This is a genomic window from Ideonella azotifigens, from assembly GCF_006519715.1.
In the GTDB taxonomy this organism is placed as follows: Bacteria; Pseudomonadota; Gammaproteobacteria; order Burkholderiales; family Burkholderiaceae_C; genus Ideonella; species Ideonella azotifigens.
In genome coordinates this window covers 1-1,594 of sequence record NZ_VIDT01000971.1, presented here as the reverse complement: position 1 = coordinate 1,594, position 1,594 = coordinate 1, and the positions used below count along the sequence as shown (strand labels likewise).

Annotated in this window: 1 protein-coding gene; it reads right to left on the bottom strand. The window is 70.4% G+C overall.

Annotated features, from left to right (window positions below):
• Window positions 1-259 precede the first annotated feature (259 nt).
• A partial coding sequence (locus tag FKP22_RS29755; RefSeq protein WP_141291833.1) for an aminotransferase class III-fold pyridoxal phosphate-dependent enzyme occupies window positions 260-1,594 on the bottom strand: 1,335 nt, incomplete at its 5' end.

The following is a 1,594-nucleotide window of genomic DNA, read 5'->3' as shown; positions in this document are numbered from 1 at the left end:
CAACGCGGCCCGGGCCGCGGCTGGCCGCCATGTGGCTCGACTGACTGCCGCACCAAAGCCAGGCAGGGCAAGCCGATGAACTGCCTCGGCGCGCTGGAGGCGATATGGGGAAAAGGCGCGCGGGGACAGGCGCTGCCTGATGCCAACGGGTTTCCGGCAACGCCATGGCCCTTCGCCGGGGAGGCGAACGGGGGCCGCAACCCGGCGCCAGCGGAGCCGGGATGGCGGTGCGTGGCCCACGGCGGTCCGGCCCTGGGTGTCACAGCCAGCGGTGCAGCATCTCCTTCAGCATGCCGCGGCGAATGCCCTTGTTGGTCTGGCCCGGCGCCTGCCACCACCAGCCGTCGGCCTGCATGGCCAGCGCTGCCGCGACGAAGCGTTCGCTGATGCGCTCGAAGTCCTGGTCCGTGTGGGCCAGGCTGAAGATCAGGCGGCCGGTACCGACCCAGCTCAGCAGCAGGCCTTGCTCGCGCAGGTAGAACTGGAACATCCAGTGGTAGCGCGAGGGCTGGGTGTAGGTGACGGTCCAGATGGTGGACAGGTTGGCCACGCGCACCGGCACGCCGGCCTGCGCCAGGCGCTGGTTCAGCGCGGCGGCGCGGCGGTCCTGCTTCGCGTCCAGGTCTTCGTAGAGCGCCTGCGTGGCGGGCAGCGCGAGGTGATCCAGCAGCGCGGACATCGCGCCCATCACGTAGGGGTGGGCGTTGAAGGTGCCGCGGGCAAAGCAGATGTCGGCCGGGTGGTCCTCGCGGAAGCGCTTCATCAGCGCGCGCTTGCCGCAGACCACGCCGACCGGCAGGCCTCCGCCCAGCGTCTTGCCGTAGGTCACCATGTCGGCCTGCACGCCGAAATACTGCTGCGCGCCGCCGGGTGCCAGGCGGAAGCCGACGAAGACTTCGTCGAAGATCAGCACGATGCCGCGCTCGGTGCAGACCTCGCGCAGCTGCTGCAGCCAGCGCGTGTACGCGGCGCGGTCATAGTGCGCGCTGCGCGAGCCGTCCACCAGGGATGAGTCGCCAGGCGCCGCGCGGTTCGGGTGCAGGGCCTGCAGCGGATTGATGAGCACGCAGGCAATGTCCTTGCGCTGGCGCAGCACCTGCAGCGCGCGCTGGCTCATGTCCTGCAGCGTGTAGGTCTCGCGCGGCGGCAGCGGGTTGCCGGGGCCGGGCTGCACGTCTTCCCACCAGCCGTGGTACGCGCCGCAGAAGCGCACCAGGTGGCGCTTGCCAGTGTGGTAACGCGCCAGGCGCACCGCCTGCATCACGGCCTCGGTGCCGGACATGTGGAAGCTGACCTCGTCCAGCCCGGAGATGGCCTGCAGCCGCGCCACGTTGTCGGCCACGCAGGGGTGCAGCGTGCCCAGCACCGGGCCGAAGTCGGCCACCATGGCCGCGCCCTGGGCGATGGTGCGTTTGTAGACGTCGTGGCCGAACAGGTTCACGCCGTAGGAGCCGGTCAGGTCCTCGTAGGTCTGGCCGTCCAGGTCGGTGAGGGACACACCATGCGTGCTGGTGCCCACGCTGCCCAGTTTCAGGTGCTGGCGCAGGTAGGGGCTGAACGGGAAGGGCACGCGGTAGGCGCCGGTGAACTGCAG